Annotated in this window: 17 protein-coding genes and 1 pseudogene; 9 read left to right on the forward strand and 9 right to left on the reverse strand. The window is 40.6% G+C overall.

What is annotated here, in order from left to right:
* The first annotated feature begins 190 nt into the window (after nucleotides 1–190).
* From trmD to larB, 7 genes are all read left to right on the forward strand, one after another.
* Nucleotides 191–889 (forward strand): tRNA (guanosine(37)-N1)-methyltransferase TrmD, encoded by a 699-nt coding sequence (gene trmD, locus LC574_RS03540; RefSeq protein ID WP_229451520.1) that lies wholly within the window; start codon nucleotides 191–193, stop codon nucleotides 887–889.
* A 91-nt stretch (nucleotides 890–980) separates the two neighbouring features.
* A complete protein-coding gene (ispF, locus tag LC574_RS03545; protein WP_229451521.1) occupies nucleotides 981–1,466 on the forward strand; it encodes a 2-C-methyl-D-erythritol 2,4-cyclodiphosphate synthase in 486 nt (161 codons plus the stop codon).
* A 54-nt stretch (nucleotides 1,467–1,520) separates the two neighbouring features.
* Nucleotides 1,521–2,033, forward strand: a complete 513-nt coding sequence (locus LC574_RS03550) for a hypothetical protein (RefSeq protein WP_229451522.1) — start codon at nucleotides 1,521–1,523, stop codon at nucleotides 2,031–2,033.
* Nucleotides 2,034–2,042: 9 nt separating this feature from the next.
* A complete protein-coding gene (locus LC574_RS03555) occupies nucleotides 2,043–2,642 on the forward strand; it encodes a PIN domain-containing protein (protein ID WP_368736665.1) in 600 nt (199 codons plus the stop codon).
* 24 nt (nucleotides 2,643–2,666) lie between these two features.
* Complete coding sequence (locus tag LC574_RS03560) at nucleotides 2,667–4,475, forward strand: ABC transporter substrate-binding protein (RefSeq protein WP_229451524.1); 1,809 nt, start codon at nucleotides 2,667–2,669, stop codon at nucleotides 4,473–4,475.
* 185 nt (nucleotides 4,476–4,660) lie between these two features.
* Nucleotides 4,661–6,478 carry an ABC transporter substrate-binding protein gene (locus LC574_RS03565; protein WP_229451525.1) on the forward strand — a complete coding sequence of 606 codons (1,818 nt, stop codon included), beginning with the start codon at nucleotides 4,661–4,663 and terminating at the stop codon, nucleotides 6,476–6,478.
* 73 nt (nucleotides 6,479–6,551) lie between these two features.
* Nucleotides 6,552–7,337, forward strand: coding sequence for a nickel pincer cofactor biosynthesis protein LarB (gene larB, locus LC574_RS03570; protein ID WP_229451526.1), 786 nt, complete (start codon nucleotides 6,552–6,554; stop codon nucleotides 7,335–7,337).
* Here the strand turns inward: larB and LC574_RS03575 are convergent.
* Both LC574_RS03575 and LC574_RS37730 read right to left on the reverse strand, forming a co-directional pair.
* The gene (locus tag LC574_RS03575) at nucleotides 7,325–7,585 is read right to left on the reverse strand and encodes a hypothetical protein (protein WP_229451527.1); all 261 of its coding nucleotides are present in this window, start codon (nucleotides 7,583–7,585) and stop codon (nucleotides 7,325–7,327) included. The genes larB and LC574_RS03575 overlap by 13 nt on opposite strands.
* A gap of 162 nt (nucleotides 7,586–7,747) precedes the next feature.
* Nucleotides 7,748–7,876: a hypothetical protein gene (locus LC574_RS37730; protein ID WP_267871388.1), complete on the reverse strand. Its 129-nt coding sequence runs from the start codon at nucleotides 7,874–7,876 to the stop codon at nucleotides 7,748–7,750.
* A 321-nt stretch (nucleotides 7,877–8,197) separates the two neighbouring features.
* On the opposite strand from LC574_RS37730, the gene LC574_RS03580 reads away from it, so the two are divergent.
* Complete coding sequence (locus LC574_RS03580) at nucleotides 8,198–8,965, forward strand: phycobilisome rod-core linker polypeptide (protein ID WP_229451528.1); 768 nt, start codon at nucleotides 8,198–8,200, stop codon at nucleotides 8,963–8,965.
* A 382-nt stretch (nucleotides 8,966–9,347) separates the two neighbouring features.
* Here the strand turns inward: LC574_RS03580 and LC574_RS03585 are convergent, their stop codons facing one another.
* The gene (locus LC574_RS03585) at nucleotides 9,348–10,268 is read right to left on the reverse strand and encodes an RluA family pseudouridine synthase (RefSeq protein ID WP_229451533.1); all 921 of its coding nucleotides are present in this window, start codon (nucleotides 10,266–10,268) and stop codon (nucleotides 9,348–9,350) included.
* Between the two features lie 303 nt (nucleotides 10,269–10,571).
* Between LC574_RS03585 and LC574_RS37735 the strand changes: the two genes are divergently transcribed.
* A complete protein-coding gene (locus LC574_RS37735) occupies nucleotides 10,572–10,706 on the forward strand; it encodes a hypothetical protein (RefSeq protein WP_267871389.1) in 135 nt (44 codons plus the stop codon).
* A 277-nt stretch (nucleotides 10,707–10,983) separates the two neighbouring features.
* On the opposite strand, the gene LC574_RS03590 is transcribed toward LC574_RS37735, so the two are convergent.
* The 6 genes and pseudogenes from LC574_RS03590 to LC574_RS03615 all read right to left on the reverse strand — a co-directional run.
* Nucleotides 10,984–11,634 carry a Uma2 family endonuclease gene (locus tag LC574_RS03590; protein ID WP_229451529.1) on the reverse strand — a complete coding sequence of 217 codons (651 nt, stop codon included), beginning with the start codon at nucleotides 11,632–11,634 and terminating at the stop codon, nucleotides 10,984–10,986.
* Between the two features lie 156 nt (nucleotides 11,635–11,790).
* A complete protein-coding gene (locus LC574_RS03595; RefSeq protein WP_229451534.1) occupies nucleotides 11,791–12,141 on the reverse strand; it encodes a DUF952 domain-containing protein in 351 nt (116 codons plus the stop codon).
* A 123-nt stretch (nucleotides 12,142–12,264) separates the two neighbouring features.
* Nucleotides 12,265–12,831 (reverse strand): annotated as a pseudogene (locus LC574_RS03600) (HAD family hydrolase); the annotation flags it as partial.
* Between the two features lie 95 nt (nucleotides 12,832–12,926).
* A complete protein-coding gene (locus LC574_RS03605) occupies nucleotides 12,927–14,150 on the reverse strand; it encodes a thioredoxin-like domain-containing protein (RefSeq protein WP_229451530.1) in 1,224 nt (407 codons plus the stop codon).
* A gap of 39 nt (nucleotides 14,151–14,189) precedes the next feature.
* Nucleotides 14,190–14,852 carry a Uma2 family endonuclease gene (locus tag LC574_RS03610; protein ID WP_229451531.1) on the reverse strand — a complete coding sequence of 221 codons (663 nt, stop codon included), beginning with the start codon at nucleotides 14,850–14,852 and terminating at the stop codon, nucleotides 14,190–14,192.
* Nucleotides 14,853–15,449: 597 nt separating this feature from the next.
* Nucleotides 15,450–15,699, reverse strand: a 250-nt coding sequence (locus LC574_RS03615) for an RICIN domain-containing protein (RefSeq protein ID WP_229451532.1), incomplete at its 5' end; no start/stop codon positions are given.

The following is a 15,699-nucleotide window of genomic DNA, read 5'->3' on the forward strand; positions in this document are numbered from 1 at the left end:
AATGTAGTTGTGACAACATTTAAACATAAATTAAGTAATTAGAAAAACTTTTAATCCCATCTAAAATCCAAGAGGTCTGGTAGTTTTAGATACTATTGATAAAGTTTAACTGGAGTTTGACCCGACTTTGGCTTGTTGGTGTTTGCTAGACATTCAAATTTAAGATTAGTGTCCTTGAATACGAATAACTGTGCGCTTTGATATAGTTACGCTTTTTCCTGACTGTTTTAACTCTGTTCTCAATTCTGGTTTGCTAGGTAAAGCCTTAGCCAAGCAGATTGCCGAAGTGCATCTGGTTAACCCACGGGACTTTACCACAGACAAGCACCGAAAGGTGGATGATGAACCCTACGGCGGCGGTGTGGGGATGCTAATGAAGCCAGAACCTATTTTTAAGGCTGTGGAGTCGCTGCCGATTCTACCCCGAAGAGAAATAATTTTGATGAGTCCACAGGGTGAAACAATCAATCAACCTCTTTTGAAAGAATTGGTAACAAATTACGACCAGTTAGTAGTTATTTGCGGGCATTACGAAGGAGTGGATGAGAGAGTGCTACATTTGGTAACTCGTGAGGTATCTTTAGGCGATTTTATTCTGACTGGCGGAGAAATTCCAGCAATGGCTTTGATTAATGGCGTAGTGCGGCTGATCCCAGGAACTGTAGCCAAAACGGAGTCTCTCACAGCAGAAAGTTTTGAGGAAGGGTTATTGGACTATCCCCAATATACTCGTCCTGCCAATTTTCGCGGCTTGAAAGTGCCTGATGTCTTGCTCAGTGGCAATCACGCCGCGATCGCCCGGTGGCGTTACGAGCAACAAATTCAAAGAACCCGCGATCGCCGCCCCGATCTTTTGGAGAAATGGGAGGGGAAAGGGAGTGGGGAGTAGGGAGTGGGGAGTGGGGGAGGTGGGGGGAGCAGGGAGAGAATAATAATTCCTGACTAAGGACTAATGACTAATGACAAATGACTAATGACTAATGACTAAAATTCGTATTGGTAACGGCTACGATATTCACCAACTGGTGAGCGATCGCGCTTTGATTTTAGGTGGAATTCAAATTCCCCATGAACTGGGTTTATTAGGTCACAGTGACGCTGATGTACTAACACACGCGATTATGGATGCCATGCTTGGGGCATTATCTTTGGGGGATATTGGTCATTATTTTCCACCTAGCGATCGCAAATGGGCGGGAGCAGATAGTTTAGTACTATTAACTCAAGTTCATCAACTGATTCGGGATCAAGGTTGGCAGATCGGAAATATTGACTCGGTGGTAGTAGCAGAACGTCCAAAATTAAAACCGCATATTCATAATATGCGCGATAAACTAGCGGCTGTTTTAGAATTAGAATCAAATCAAATTGGCATCAAAGCCACCACTAACGAAAAATTAGGCCCAGTTGGCCGCGAAGAAGGTATATGTGCTTATGCTGTCGTTTTGCTAGTGGCTTTAGAGTAACTTTTATTTGGAACCATCGGTAAAAATATCGAAGACTCACGAGGATTGAAATCAATGATTTATAGCAACCAACAAACCTTAACTTGGTGGGAAATTAGAGCCTTACAAGCTACAAACATAGAAGATATAGACTTTCCCGATCTAGTTGCTTTAGACAAAGAGGAACAAATTATTCTGATAGCTGAAGTCAAAGGTTTCCCATTCAATTTTCAAGAAACAAAAGCCAAAAAATATGCTATTTTACGGCTGATTGATTACTTACAAGCTGCAAAGATAGTGATTCCCTTTGCCATGCTTGTTGATGTAAATAACATTCTGATTTTTAAATGGGATGGCAATAATTTATCAGAGGCAATTATCAGTCTTAATACTGCTGATGTGCTTAGTCATTACGAGCCAAAATTCCGCGACAAAAGAATATTTAGTCTTTACCTTAAAGGTCTTACAGAAGCTTGGCTACGTGACTTGGCCTATCATTGGAAATCTGCAATACCACCTTTCACAAAGGAAATGACAGAAATTGGTTTATTGCAACTACTAGAAGACGGAACAACTCAACTTTATTAATGATTAGCAGTGATAATTTACGTTGAAACTAATTTCTTGATGAGTATTGCTAAAGGGCAAGATTCACAAGCACAAGAATTACTGCAAAATACACCCTCTTCTTTACGTATCGTAGTGCCAAGTATTTGTTTTGTAGAATCATTAACAACATTGGAACAAGAAGAAAAATATAATCTAGATTTCCTCGGCAAGTTAGATATACAAATTAATCAAGCAGAGCGAGATAATTCAGATAATGCACGATTACTGCTTTTTCGCCTAGAGCAATCAAAAACTAGCTTTCTTGAACGAAATAACGAAGTTAAAGAACGTTTTGATGTAGCTTTTAATCAGCTTATCAGCAAATCAGAAATGATTACATTAAGTACAGGTGTTTTTCAAGAAACGTTAAATAGAGAAATTTTTGATAAGCACATTATAGATAGAATAATCTTGGAGTGTATAATTTTTCATGCTGGCTTACATCTTAATGAAAATAAATCATTTTTAAGTAGCAATTCTAAAGAATTTGGCAGACGTGAAGTTATAGAGGTTTTACGAAATAGTGGCATTCAGTATTTTAATAAAACCCAAAACTTCCTTAGTTGGCTACAATCTCAATCAAATTAACTACACTATCCGCGTATTGAAATTATGAAATTGTTTAGAAAAATATTTTTGGCAATTAAAAGTTTTTGGTTCCCACTAATTCTGGCTTTGGCAACAGCAATTACAATTACCGCGTGCAATCCATCTAACTTTAAAACCGCAGCTGCACAAGTTCCCCAGTTGGTGATTTCTACTACCACTGACCCTAAGACCTTTAACTATGCCCTCATCCAAGAATCTCCCAATATTTCTGGTTTCACTTATGAGGCATTAGCTACTCAAAACGGAATAACTAAGGAAATTGAGCCAGCTTTAGCTGAATCTTGGGAAGTTACCTCAGACAAACTGCGGTTTATTTTTACCTTGCGAGAAGGATTGAAATGGTCGGATGGTCAGCCATTAACAGCCGATGATGTCGTTTTTTCTTTCAATGACATCTACATGAATAAGCGCATTCCCACTTATACCCAAGATGGTCTTCGCATTGGTATCAGTAAGGCTTTTTTCAAAGTCCGCAAAATCGATGATCGCCGGGTAGAATTTATTCTGCCAGAACCGTTTTCTCCTTTCTTGCGAACGATTGCAGGAGGGGTAGGAATACTACCAGAACACGCCCTGCGTGCAGCAGTGGAAGCCAAAAACTCTGACGGTAAGCCAGTGTTTATGTTCACTTGGGGAACCGACACAGACCCGAAAAAAATTATTGTTAATGGCCCTTACGCAATCGAGAGTTATTCAACCAATCAACGCGTAATATTTCGGCGCAACCCTTACTACTGGCGCAATAAAGATGCACAAGGAAAACAAATGCCATATATTGAGCGTGTAATTTGGCAAATTGTGGAATCGCCTGATACAGCTTTGTTGCAATTTCGTTCTGGAGGGCTAGATTTACTCGAAATTGGCCCTAGAAGTTTTCAATTGCTTAAGCGTCAAGAAAAACGGGGTAACTTTACTATAAAAAATGCTGGGCCTGACACTGGGACAAGTTTTATAACTTTTAATCTCAACAAAGGTAGTCGCAATGGCAAGCCTGTTGTAGATCCCATTAAATCCCGTGTTTTTAACAACGTTGCTTTTAGACAGGCGATCGCCTACGCTATTGATCGCCAAACGATGATTAACAACACTTTGCGGGGATTGGGTGAACCGCAAGACTCTCCGATTTCTGTTCCCAGTCCCTATTATTTGTCTCCAAAAGAAGGTTTAAAAACATATAACTATAATCCAGAAAAAGCTAAACAACTTTTACTAGGAGCAGGATTCAAATACGATAATAAAGGTCAGTTGTTAGACGCAGATGGCAATCGAGTCCGCTTTACAATAATGGCTAGTGCTAGTAATATACCACCTACAATCACACCGAAAATTCAACAGGATCTCGGTAAGATAGGTATTAAAGTTGATTTACAATTTATTGACTTCAGTATTATTGGAGAAAAAATCTCTAACACCCTAGATTGGGAATGTTGGTATGGAGCTATCACTGGTGGTATTGAGCCGCAAACCGGTTTCAATATCTGGTCTGTAGAAGGTAACTTTCATGTATTTAATCAAAAAGCTCAAGTCGGACAATCCCCAACGGTAGGTTGGAAAGCTACTGATTGGGAGCAGAAAATTGAAGACCTATACATTCAAGGGGCAAGAGAGTTTGATGAAACAAAACGTAAAGCTATTTATGCAGAAACACAACAACTTTCACAAGAGTATCTGCCTTTTATTCACCTATTCAATCCTCTAGCTTTAGTAGCCGTGCGTAATACGATTGAGAACATAAAATACTCGGCGATAGGAAGTTACAATTGGAATATTTATGAACTTAAAGTAGTAGAAGATAAAAAAGCTAGTCATTAGTCATTAGTCATTGGTCATTGGTCATTTGGCTTAGTTAGTCTCTTTGTCCCCTTGTCTCCCCCTGCCTCCCCTGCTTCCTCACTCCCGTTCGGCTACGCTCACGGCAAGCCCACTTGCCACTTACCTTTATGCAGTCAAGGCTGAACATGAGGTGTATTATGCAAAAAGTTTAGTGTTTCAGTTCTATGATTTTTGCCCTCTTGGCTACCCGGCGTCGTGGGTTTGCGGTTTTAGTAATATTCGGTCTATTCTTAATTTGCCAGATAGCTATTATCAGTTGCAATCCGCTTAATTTTAAGAGTAAGGCGGCGCAAGTATCGCAATGGGTTACAAGCACTATTGGCGACCCGAAAACTTTTAACTACGCCTTCAATCAGGAATATCCTCATGTTTTTCTGTTCACGACTGAAGGACTAACTACCCTTAATGGAATTACAGGCAAAATTGAGCCAGCTTTAGCGGAATCGTGGGATATTTCTGATGATAACAAGCGAGTCGCTTTTACTTTGCGAGAAAACTTGAAATGGTCAGATGGCGAACCACTTACCGTAGATGATGTCATCTTTACCTATGAAGATGTGATTTTCAATCCCCAGATTCCTACCGATTGGAAAGATGGTCTTAAAATTGGTTCTAGTGGTAGTTTTCCTAAAATCAGAAAAATAGGCGATCGCCAAATTGAATTTATTCTACCTGAGCCTTTTGCTCCTTTCCTTTACACCACAACCGGAGCATCAACAAATTCAGTTGGGATTTTACCAAAACATGCTTTATCTGAATCATTGAAATCTAAAGATGCTAAAGGTAATCCCAAGTTTCTATCTACTTGGGGAACAGATACAGAACCCAGTAAAATTATTGTCAACAGTGCTTATAAAATAGAAAGTTATACTCCCAGTCAACGTGTGGTATTTCGGCGCAATCCTTATTACTGGCGCAAAGATAGCCAAGGCAATCAGTTACCGTATGTTGAACGTATTGTTTGGCAAATTATTGAATCTACAGATACAATAATTCTTCAGTTTCGCTCTGGAGGATTAGATACAGTTACTGTTTCTCCTGAAAACTTTTCACTACTTAAGCGCGAAGAAAAACGTGGAAAGTTTACTATCTACAATGGAGGCCCAGAATTCACCAATACTTATATTTCATTTAATCTCAACAAAGGTCGGCGGCAAAACGGACAGCCTATAGTTGACTCAATTAAATCCCATTGGTTTAATACCCTTGCTTTTAGACAAGCAGTTGCCTATGCAATCGACCGTCAAACAATGCTAAATAACGTTTTTCGGGGGATTGGTGTGTTGCAAAATTCGCCGATAGAAATTCAAAGCCCTTACTACTTTCCTCCAGAAAAAGGTCTTAAAGTTTATGAATATAATCAAGAAAAAGCTCAAAAATTACTATTAAGTGCAGGTTTTAAATATAATCCCAATAAACAGTTACTAGATGCTGATGGTAATCGGGTGCGCTTCACTTTATTAACGAATGCTGAAAATAAAACTCGTGTGTTAATGGGAGCGCAAATTAAGCAAGATTTGAGTAAAATTGGCATTCAAGTTGATTTTAATGCAATTGCTTTCAATACCCTTACAGACAAGCTTTCTAATTCCCTCGATTGGGAATGTTATCTGCTAGGCTTTATTGGAGGGATTGAACCAAACGACGGGGCTAATGTTTGGTTACCGGAAGGTGGATTACACACCTTCAATCAGAAACTTCAAGCAGGGCAAGAACCACTTATTGGTTGGCAAGTTGCAGATTGGGAGGCGGAAATTGGTCGTCTTTACATTCAAGCGGCACAAGAGTTAGATGAAGTAAAGCGCAAAGAGATTTACGCCGAAACGCAACGCCTCTCTCAGGAATATTTGCCTTACATTTATTTAGTGAATCCTCTATCTTTAATAGCAGTGCGCGATCGCATCCAAAATGTCAAATTCTCTGCACTTGGTTACAAAAAAGGAACGTTGTGGAACAAATATGAACTGAAAGTAACAGAATAGAGTTTAAAGTATTAAAATCTGTGCCCTTGGTGGCACGTTTGGGAAAATTTATAAAATCAAAACAACAGAATCAGTGTCTCAACATGAAACTTTGCGATCGCTCCTCGAAGCGGTTGCCAATGGTAAAGTTACGCCAGATACCGCATTAGACTCACTCAAAGACTTAACTTATGAATCTGTAGGTGAGTTTGCCAAAATCGACCATCATCGCCAGCTAAGAACTGGTTTCCCAGAGGTGATTTGGGGCCCTGGTAAGACTCCCGAACAAATTGCTCAAATTATGGAGGTGATGCGCCTCCGTAATCCGGTAGTGATGGCAACCCGCATTGAACCAGCAGTTTATACTGCACTGCAATCAAAAGTTAGCGGTTTGCGATATTACCAATCAGCGCGAATTTGTGCGATCGCTCCCCCTACCATCGAACCACAATTTGCAGGTGAAATTGGCATTCTTTCTGCTGGTACTGCCGATTTACCCGTTGCTGAAGAAGCGGCTGTCACTGCTGAACTTTCTGGTTTTCAGGTACAGCGCCTCTGGGATGTTGGTGTTGCAGGGATTCACCGTTTATTAAGTAACCGCCACCTGATTGAGTCCGCATCGGTGTTAATTGTCGTAGCCGGGATGGAAGGCGCTTTACCCAGCGTTGTTGCTGGTTTAGCGAGTTGTCCTGTGATTGCCGTACCCACCAGCATCGGTTATGGCGCAAGTTTTGGCGGTTTAGCACCTTTATTGACAATGCTTAACTCTTGTGCTGCGGGAGTAGGTGTAGTAAATATCGATAATGGTTTTGGTGCAGCAGTTTTAGCGGGGCAAATTTTGCGGACTGCCCAAAAGCTAAGGAAATTTCATTCGCCTTGAGAGTCCACTTCAGTTATCTTAATTTGGTTAATCTGTTCTACAGACAACCCGGTAACTCTTACCACCACTTCCACAGACATTCCTTCGCGTAGGAGATTGATAGCTACACGGCGAATACCTTCTTCAATACCTTCTTCAATACCTTTAGCTCGACCTTCAGCTCGACCTTCAGCAATGAGTGCTTGATAAGTGACTGACTCCTGCATGAGTTCCTTCCGCAACAACTGTTGAATAGTCTCTTTGTTCAATACTAGCCCAGCGAGAATAAACGCTGATGCTGCAACATTACTTTGTGTACGTTGGTCGTTGATCTGAGAAATCTGAACAGCAACTTGTCGTAACGTCTCAGTCGGATTATTGGCTTGGCTTAAAACTGCAAATGGTATAGTAATCCGCTTTGATTTTTGAAATTATTTGCGTAGGCGGGGAGTAGGGAATAGGGAGTAGGGAGTAGGGAGTAGGGAGTAGGGAGTAGGGAGTAGGGAGTAGGGAGTAGAGGGGCAGAGGGAATGGGGTTTTTTCAATGTTCCATTCCCCATTCCCTACTCCCCACTCCCCATTAATTTATTTTGCTATATGTTAAAAATTATTGCTTTATTTCAAAAAGGTGAAACTGAATCTTCTAATCTGAAGTATGTGAACAAAGTTTTTTAGGTAGTTATTAGGCTGAAAGCCGCACTCCCTTTATTGATTAGCTATAGGTTGAATCCAACAGGCTAATCGTTGTTTTTCGGGATTGTTAAATTCCCCTTAGTTAAGTTTCGTGAAATTTTATCAGAATTCTGAAGTTCTGATACAACTACTCCCTTAATATGTGATTTAAAGTTGTTAACTTTAATTAAGAATATGGAGGCTTTAGAGTGGCAATTCCTCTGTTAACATACGACCCTTCAAGTCAGAACCAGCGTGTAGCTGCATACGAAGTACCGGGTGATGAACAGCCCAGGATTTTTAGTACAGACAATCTGCTTTCTCCGTCAGATTTAGACCTTCTGATCGAAGCAGCATATCGTCAAATTTTCTTTTATGCCTTTGCTGCCGATCGCGAAACATTTTTAGAGTCTCAACTCCGTAATGGACAGATTACAGTGCGGGACTTTATTCGTGGGTTGGTGCTTTCCAATACCTTTAAGAAGAGCTTCTACGACCTCAATAATAATTATCGCTTTGTTGAGCAAGTAATCCAGCGGGTTCTAGGACGCGATCCATACAACGAGCGGGAAAAAATCGCCTGGTCAATTGTAGTCGCTACCAAGGGTATTAGAGGCTTTATTGATGAAGTGCTCAACACTGAAGAGTACCTGAGCAATTTTGGAGACTCCACAGTGCCTTATCAGCGCCGTCGCATATTGCCATCCCGCGCTGAAGGTGAGTTGCCATTCAACATCAAATCTCCACGATACGAAGCTTACCACCGTGCCAAACTGGGTTTTCCCCAAATCATTTGGCAGGTCGAAGTACGCAGATTCCTTCCACAAGAGCAAAAGCCCAAGGCAGGCGATCCAGCTCTATTCTTGTCTATGGCACAAAGTGTCAATGCAACTGGCAATGCGCCACAAAGGATCTCGTCATTTAACATCGATATCGAAAAGTCTGTACCTTATCGGCAACTGGCAGGAATTAAATAACGATTTTTGTTCGACGGCTGTCTAGTACATCCATTTGATCATTTTATAGCGTGCATAAGTCTTGGGTTATGTAGGAGTTTCATTTAGGTAGAACTAGTGGAACAGACTCTATCCCATGTCTTATGTACGCTAGTTGTTAACGGGCATTGGGCATTGGGCATTGGGCATTTTGAGCTAGATGAATGAGTATTTGAACTCCTTTAATCAGTCTTTGAGGTGGATGAACGGAGTTCTGAGGTGGATGAACGGAGTTCCAAGGTGGATGAATCAGTCTCTAATTCTCCTTGTCCCTCACTCCCTCACCTCCCCCTGTCTACACCGCGATAGGATATTTTTTTAGTTGGAAGTCCCGAAATGGCTCTGTTTTCAGATGTGGGATGAGCTAAAGTGCAATTCGTCTTTTTAATATCTCCAAAAGTTTTGTAAAGTGGCTGGGAGGGTTTGCTGTCACTTCAATCAACTCTCCAGATACGGGATGCTGCAATTTTAGTCGCCAAGCGTGCAGTGCTTGACCGGGCAAATTTACTCCCACTGAATGACCAGAACCATAAACTGGGTCGCCGACAATGGGATGACCCATTTTGGCGCTGTGAACTCGAATTTGATGGGTGCGTCCAGTTTCCAGTTGGAAGTGGATTAAAGTGAAATTACCGAGGCGTTCTAGTACTTGCCAATGAGTGACGGCGGCTCGTCCGCCTTGTTCAACAGGCATAATAGCCATTTTTTTGCGGTCTTGTGGATGGCGGCCAATGGGTAAGTCAATTGTGCCACTTTCAACTTTTGGCGCACCGTAAACCACGCCCAAGTATTCTCTGCGTGCGGTTTTAGCTTTGAGTTGTGCTTGTAGGTGATGATGGGCAACTTCTGTTTTAGCGATCGCGATCGCACCCGTTGTATCTTTATCCAATCGATGCACGATTCCCGGACGTTGGACTCCGCCAATTCCTGGTAAATTGGGGCAGTGTGCCAATAGAGCATTTACCAAAGTGCCATCTGGATGACCGGGTGCAGGATGGACAACTAAGCCTGCGGGTTTGTTGAGAATGAGTAGCTGGTCGTCTTCGTAAAGGATATCTAAGGGGATATCTTCTGCAAGGAGTTCTAAAGGTTGCGCTTCTGGTATTTCGAGACTGATGCGATCGCCTAACTTAACATTAATCTTCTTAGATGTGCAAACTTTGCCGTTAAGTTGCACGTTACCCTGTTCGATTAACTGTTGAATCCGGGAACGGGATAAATCTGGTAATTCTTGGGAAAGGTAACGGTCGAGGCGATCATTGCTTTTAGTGTTGATACAGTGTATCGTATCTCTGAAAGGAAGTAAGCTAGACGCTGCATTGTCTAGTGGAGTTGACAAGCGTTCGCCCTTGGCGTTGGCGGAGCCATCGCTATTTTTTTGGATTTGTAAATTAAATTCGGTCACAATTGCTCTGGATTATTAATTCCCCCTTCTTTAAGTAAAGCGCGAAATGTTTGAAAAGGGCGGTTAGGAATCGCGTCTACCCAGGTAAAACCTTGATTTGATCTTAGAGGTTGTTTGAAAAGTCATAGTTGATGTATCAAATATTTTTTTACCCCACCCTAACCCTCACGCCACTTGCTCCACTTGGGGAAACCCCAAGACCGCAGTGGCTCCCCTTATAAAGGGGAGGGAACTGGATTTTCTGGTTTCCCCCCAATACATCGGGGAGCCACTGCGTTGGGCGGCTCTGCCGACTTGAAGCAAGTGGCGTGGGATTAAGGGGGGTGATTAAAATCACAGTCAAACACTTTTCAAACATCCTCTTAGGGGTGCATCCCAGTTTTTATTTTGCTCTTGAGAATAACTGTCATTGCGAACGCGAGTGCGTCTCGTAGAGAGGAGGAACGACGAAGCAATCTCATGGACTCGTTTTGACCTGAAGAATTTTGCGATTGCTTTGTTCCTCGCAATGACATGTAAAAAAGTGGGATGCTCCCTCCTCTTAGTCCACAGAGGCGGACGAGAGTTTGTTTATGTATCCGCAAATTCTATTGCCTTAGCTGTCTTGTATTTGTTCTCTTACCGATTGTCGAAACGCTCTTAGTGCTGAACTCATTCCTGTGGTTCGCGCCATTTCTACAAATCGGGGAATGAGTTCCGTGATAGAAAAAGTGGGAAATGTGGGGCTGATGATAGACTTCACATATTGCTCACCTTGCAGCAAGCTAATTTCTAGGTTTTTGCTTTCATATCGCCAAATTTCAGGTACTTTCAACGCCTCGTAGGCACTAATTTGGGTTTTAGAGGTGACATCAATTTCAATCGCCAAATCAGGAGGAGGGTCAACACTTAGGTCAATCCTATCTTTCCCAATCATTAGCTTATAGTTTTGAATATAAAAACAATCATCGGGTTCAATACCTGCACTTATATCTTTTCGTTTAAAGGTAGTTGAACCTAAAGACTCCCAATTCAGATCGAGTTCATCTAGCAAGGCTTTCACCAAATCTCCGATGATTATTTTAGATCGCTCATGTTCTGGTAATGGAGCCATAATTTCTAACATTCCTTGGCTGTATGCTACTCGACTCCCGCGATGCTCTCCTAACTCGTTGAGAATTGCTTCAAATACTTGCCAACTTACATCTTCCAGGATTATTCTTTGCCCTGGTGGAACTCGAATTTGTTTGAGTTGAAGAGTAACCATAGGATGTTAGTTGTTAAATAATTTCATTTTTACTCAAATTTGACATCTGCGAAAAGGGAATTTTCCCATATTCGATGTAGCAAACGTCCTCGCCAAAAAGCGATCGCTTAAATTCTCTCCATCTCTCCTCTGTGTTCTCTGCGCCTCTGTGGTTGATTATTCTAAATTTATAACTTCTTGTGGCAACTCAAATAAACCATCTTCCCCAGCTTCAAAATCAATTACCTGATACACAGCATCAATATTTAACTCACCATAAATATGAGGAAATAGTTCCCCTATTTCAGCAGGTTCATAGCGAATTTCAGCTTGTACTTTTTCAGAATCAATAAAAAGTAGTACCAATTCTTTTTGATTATCAAAAAATCTTTTTGCAACTTTGAGTATTTGCGTTGATTTTGAACAATGTATAAAACCTTCGCTGTCTAACGAATCAGCGCGATATGTACCAAGATTTTTTGCTGGTTCCCATTGTTGGCGTTTGGTAATGTGGAGAATGGTATTCATAGAAAATCTAGGAATTGCTGCGGATTGTAATATTTTTAAGAAATATTCTAAATTTGTAAAGTCTTTAATTACTTTGATAGTGCCTAAATTTGTTAATTTATTATCACCTATTCCAATAAAAGCAATACTCAAACGATAGGCTGCTTTTACATCCCAAGCACCATCACCTACAAAAACAACTTTATGAAATTTTCCAATTTGATAAACATTCTCCGCTTTGATAATAGCTGTCTTAATAATATCTTCCCGCGAAAGTGCGTCATTAGCTGAAGCTAACGGAATGCCTTCTATTTGTAAATTAGCTTTTTGAAGTTTTAATTTAGCAGACTCACCCCAACCACCAGTTGCGATTGCAACACACCAATCAGGGTCTAGCTGTAATTTAGCTAATACATTTGCAGAACCAGGAATTTCGCTGAATAAATCTTGCTTGTTAATAAATGCTTCCTGGAGTAGGCTAACAAAACGTGCTTTGAGTCTAACTATCTCTTCATTTGAAGGAAGACGTTCTAATTTTTCTTTGAAAATTTGCTGGGTAATTCCAGAATCTGTGGTGTATGCGTATTCAGACCAATTTGTATTTATACCAAAAATGCCAAATTCCAATGCAAAGGCTCGTACAAAACAATTTTCATCAATTTTGTAGGTATTTGTTAGTGTACCATCAATATCAAAAACGACTAATTGCATATAAGCGATCGCTCTACAACATTATTATTTAAAATCTCACCCAAAGACGCAGAGTTTTTCTTTGCATTTTTGCACCTTAACATAAGATTATCATTTTATAAATTCGGCGGAATACATACATCTGGCACACACAACCCAAGAAACTCTAGCGTTGTCACCTCAAGAGTATTCAAATCCACACGGCGGATGGCATGATTATTGGTATCAGCAATATATAAATGTGAACTCAAAATACTCAATCCCGAAGGTTCAAAAAAACGAGTGTTTTTACCCTGGCCATCTTGTAAGCCAGCAGTACCATCTCCTAAAACTGTTTGACAATTACCTGTACTGGGACTCACTAATTTAATTTTATGATTATAAGTATCTGCTACCCACAGAAAATTTTCAGCGTATTCCACTCCTAAACAGTGCATAAACAAGGTATTTCCCACTTTGACTAAATCCCAAGGAGAATTTAGCGCAGTTTCTAAACCAGCGCCGCCATGAGGATGGATATTGCGGCTTTGTTCACCTGTTCCTGCAATAGTTTCGACTACTTGACGCTTCAGATCAACTCGCCGCAGGGTATGATTTTCTGTATCAGCAACATAAAGAATTTGATTTTCGGCATCATAAGCCATTCCCTGTGGTGCAAAAAATTGCGCTTCGTTAAAAGCACCATCAGTTAAACCAGATTTTCCAGTACCAATCAAGTGTAAAATTTCCCCATCAAAGCTACTCATAATCAGGCGATGATGTCCAGAGTCAGCAATGAATAAACCCGTTGGAGTAGCTAGAACTTTACCAGGAAAAGCTAGGGGTGTGATTAATGGTTGACGCTGTTTTTCTAAAGTCAAGCTGAGTTCTTGGAAATTAATTGTGCCTTTGTCTTGATGTTGCTGAATTAACTTTTGAATCAACTCGTCTAAAGTGTCACGGTTTCCTTCACCAGAAATCTGGCCTATCACGTAACCTTCTGGATCAATAATTATTAACGTAGGCCAAGCACGCACAGCATACTCTTCCCAAACTCGAAAATTGTTGTCAACTAAAACTGGGTGTTCAATGTCGTAGCGCAGGATAGCTTGACGAATATTTTCTGTTTCTTTTTCATTGTCAAATTTGGCAGAGTGAACGCCGATAACGGTAAGGCTATCTTTATATTTTTGTTCTAAATATTTCAGGTTTGGCAGAATATGCAGACAATTGATGCAACAGTATGTCCAAAAGTCTAAAATTACGACTCTACCTTTGAATTGTTTAAGAGATAAGGGTTTTTCGGTGTTGAGCCAAGAATAATTTTGCGGTAATTCTGGCGCTCTGACACGAGGAATCATCTTTACTGCCTACCTCTGATAATTTAGTAAAATCAATACTTATTGACCAGCATTAAAAACTTGTTCCGCCGTCAACTTTAACTCAGGGAAAGTAGGAGATATTATTTTATCCCTACCCCGAAACTGACTGACTTGGTATTCCCCATCAATTAGTTGATAAACTGAAATAGTGGGTTGTTTAGGATTACCAATAAATTTTCTAGCTCCCAAGGCGGCATAATCAACAATCCAATATTCAGGAATGCCCATCTCTTCATAATCAGCAAGTTTCAGATAATAATCATCGCGCCAATTGGTGAGGCAGCGCGTTGGACGGGTTTCCCGGCTTGAAGCGACTGCCGTACTGACAACCTCAATTACTAAAGCAATTGATGTACCCTTAGTCACAGTAGAAGATTTTTCCCAAAGAGGTTCATCAACCAAAGCCACATCATTTAGTATTAATACATCAGGGAAATAACCTGATTCTCTTTCCGGTGGTTTTACAATTGCTTGATTGGGGATAAAGTAGGCGAAATTTAATCGTCTAAACTCTAAAGTCAATTCAGCAGATGAAAATCCTTTTATCCTTTCATGTTTCCCAGTTGGCTGTGCCATTTCGACAATTTCCCCATTATGTAGTTCGTAGCGTACCCCAGAGTTTTCGGGATACCAGGTGATAAATTCGTCAAAGGCAACTATTTTCGGTAAGGTTTGGGTCATAACAGTTGATTACTGTAGGTTGTGTTTTTATTCTAGAAGTACTGTACCTTCTTCGGTTTCTTCTTCCTAATTTTCTAAAATAAGCCGATGAAAAATAATGATATATTACCCTATGTTGCTATTAGAGGCTTAGACAAGCTTACGCACAATTACAAGAAATCATTGATAAGTTGTACGAAGCTCATGACAGAGCAATAGCAAACAATGATTTTGATGATGCTAGCTTGCTGGCTAGTAGAGCAGATAAACTTTATGAAGAAGCAGAAAATTTATAAATTGTGATTTCAGAACAGGAGCAAAGATGAAAACAATTGAAGAATTAAAGACTCGTATTAAGGAACTCAGTAAACAAGCTGTTGAACTCAGGCATAAAGCATCTGAGTGTATTTAACTAACCAAGAGCAAGCCAAACAGTTTAGGCAACAGGCAAGAGAAGCTAGCAAGCGCTGCCAAGTATTGATACAAGAGTTAAAACGTTAACAAGTTTAAAGTTAAAAACTGGCAGTTCTCAAAGCTAGCCAGTTTTTAACTTTACATATTTACGAAATCATCTACCCTACTCTGGGCGACTCATCCGGTTTCACTCAACCAGTATTCTTAAAACCTTGGTTCCCATCGCCACCTCTGATCAGAGCTTTGACCAGAACCGCTAAATCCAGATATTTGGCATTCATTAAGTAGCAATGGCGCACCATTAACTATGCCAGGATCTCCAGATACATCAATGCATTTGTCGGATAATCCATTTCTGAGAAATCCTGCACCAATGTATTCCCACCTCTGATCTGTGGTTCTACTGGTAGTTCCAGATAGTTCGCAATCAGAAAGTATCAATCGCGTACCATCA

This window comes from Nostoc sp. CHAB 5715 (assembly GCF_020829685.1).
In the GTDB taxonomy this organism is placed as follows: domain Bacteria; phylum Cyanobacteriota; class Cyanobacteriia; order Cyanobacteriales; family Nostocaceae; genus Nostoc.

Bases quoted from the DNA above. Each gene is read 5' to 3' on its own strand.
- LC574_RS03560 (WP_229451524.1), top strand. From the start codon at position 2,667: ATGAAATTGTTTAGAAAAATATTTTTGGCAATTAAAAGTTTTTGGTTC.
- LC574_RS37730 (WP_267871388.1), bottom strand. From the start codon at position 7,876: ATGGGGAATGGAACATTGAAAAAACCCCATTCCCTCTGCCCCTCTACT.
- LC574_RS03595 (WP_229451534.1), bottom strand. From the start codon at position 12,141: ATGAATACCATTCTCCACATTACCAAACGCCAACAATGGGAACCAGCA.
- LC574_RS03550 (WP_229451522.1), top strand. From the start codon at position 1,521: ATGATTTATAGCAACCAACAAACCTTAACTTGGTGGGAAATTAGAGCC.
- LC574_RS03565 (WP_229451525.1), top strand. From the start codon at position 4,661: ATGATTTTTGCCCTCTTGGCTACCCGGCGTCGTGGGTTTGCGGTTTTA.
- LC574_RS03605 (WP_229451530.1), bottom strand. From the start codon at position 14,150: ATGATTCCTCGTGTCAGAGCGCCAGAATTACCGCAAAATTATTCTTGG.
- ispF (WP_229451521.1), top strand. From the start codon at position 981: ATGACTAAAATTCGTATTGGTAACGGCTACGATATTCACCAACTGGTG.
- LC574_RS03610 (WP_229451531.1), bottom strand. From the start codon at position 14,852: ATGACCCAAACCTTACCGAAAATAGTTGCCTTTGACGAATTTATCACC.
- LC574_RS03590 (WP_229451529.1), bottom strand. From the start codon at position 11,634: ATGGTTACTCTTCAACTCAAACAAATTCGAGTTCCACCAGGGCAAAGA.